The 1780-nt window shown below is 65.6% G+C and carries 1 protein-coding gene; it reads left to right on the forward strand.

Annotated features, from left to right (window positions below; genetic code table 11):
• Positions 1-32 precede the first annotated feature (32 nt).
• The coding region (locus tag EOA27_RS34945) for an aldehyde dehydrogenase family protein (RefSeq protein ID WP_127258567.1) at positions 33-1780 on the forward strand (1748 nt) is incomplete at its 3' end.

Below are 1780 nucleotides of genomic sequence, written 5' to 3' on the forward strand. Positions count from 1 at the left end.
CCCCACAAGGGGGAGGGTAAAGGAGGCGTCCCATGAACATCCTCGAACGCTATCACGCCATGGAATACGGTCCGGCGCCGGAAGCCCGCAACGAGGCCGATGCCTGGCTCGCCGGTTGCGATTTTTCCAAGGCGCTGTTCATCGACGGCGCCTGGAAAGCGGCGGCCGGCGGCAAGATTTTCGAGACCAGCGAGCCGTCCTCCGGCAAGCTGCTTGCGAAGGTCTCGGATGCCGGCGCGGCCGACATCGATGCCGCGGTTACCGCCGCCGCCAAGGCGCTGCCAAAATGGTCGGCTTCCTCCGGCTACGCCCGCGCAAAAATCCTCTACGCCATCGGCCGCGCCATGCAGCGCCACCAGCGCCTGTTTGCGGTGCTGGAATCGATCGACAACGGCAAACCGATCCGCGAAAGCCGTGACATCGACGTGCCGCTGGCGATCCGCCATTTCATCCATCATGCCGGCTGGGCGCAGACGCTCGAGAAGGATTTTCCCGACCATAAGCCGGTCGGCGTCGTCGGCCAGGTCATTCCGTGGAACTTCCCGCTGCTGATGCTGGCCTGGAAGATCGCGCCGGCTCTGGCCGCCGGCTGCACGGTGGTGCTGAAGCCGGCCGAGTTCACGCCGCTCACCGCGATCCTGTTTGCCGAGATCTGCGAGCGAGCCGGCGTGCCGAGGGGTGTTGTCAACATCGTCCAGGGCGGGCCTGAGGCGGGCGCGGCCATCGTCAATCATCCCGGCGTGCAGAAGATCGCCTTCACCGGCTCATCGGAAGTCGGCAAGATCATCCGCAAGGCGACCGCCGGCTCAGGGAAAAAACTGTCGCTGGAACTCGGCGGCAAATCGGCCTTCATCGTCTTCGAGGATGCCGATCTCGACAGCGCCGTGGAGGGTCTGGTCGACGGCATCTGGTTCAACCAGGGCCAGGTCTGCTGCGCCGGCTCGCGCCTCCTGGTGCAGGAGGGTATCGCCGAGGCCTTCATCGCCAAGGTCAAGGTCAGGATGAGCCGGCTGCGCGTCGGCAGCCCGCTCGACAAGAACGCCGATATCGGCCCGCTTGTCGACCGCACCCAGCTCGACCGCGTCAAGGGCTTGATCGCCGAGGGCGCGAAGCAGGGCGCCGTATGCTGGCAGCCGGACGCCGCTTTGCCGTCCTCCGGCTATTATCACCTGCCGACGCTGGCGACGTCTGTTTCGCCGGCTAATATTCTCGCGCAGGAAGAGGTGTTCGGTCCGGTGCTGGCGACCATGACCTTCCGCAACACCGAGGAAGCGATCGAGCTTGCCAACAACACGCGCTACGGCCTTGCCGCTTCCGTGTGGAGCGAGAACGTTAATCTGGCCCTGCATGTCGCGCCGCAGTTGAAGGCCGGCGTCGTCTGGGTCAACGGCACCAACATGTTCGACGCCGCCTGCGGCTTCGGCGGCTATCGCGAAAGCGGCTTCGGCCGTGAAGGTGGCCGCGAAGGCATGTTCGAATATCTGGCGGCAAAGCTTCCCATTGGCCCGGCCATCAAGCCGTCGGCCCCCGGGTCCGCCCAGCCGGTCGAACAGGCCGACGGCACGGCCATCGACCGCACCGCAAAGCTGTTCATCGGCGGCAAGCAGGTGCGGCCGGACGGCAACTATTCTCTGGCCGTCGCCACCGCCAAGGGCAAGCTTGCCGGCGAAGTCGGTCTCGGCAACCGCAAGGATATCCGCGATGCCGTGGCCGCAGCCCGCGCCTGCAAGGCCTGGCCGGATGCGACCGCTTACAACCGCAGCCAGGTTCTCTATTATTT

The organism is Mesorhizobium sp. M2A.F.Ca.ET.037.01.1.1 (genome assembly GCF_003998075.1).
In the GTDB taxonomy this organism is placed as follows: Bacteria; Pseudomonadota; Alphaproteobacteria; order Rhizobiales; family Rhizobiaceae; genus Mesorhizobium.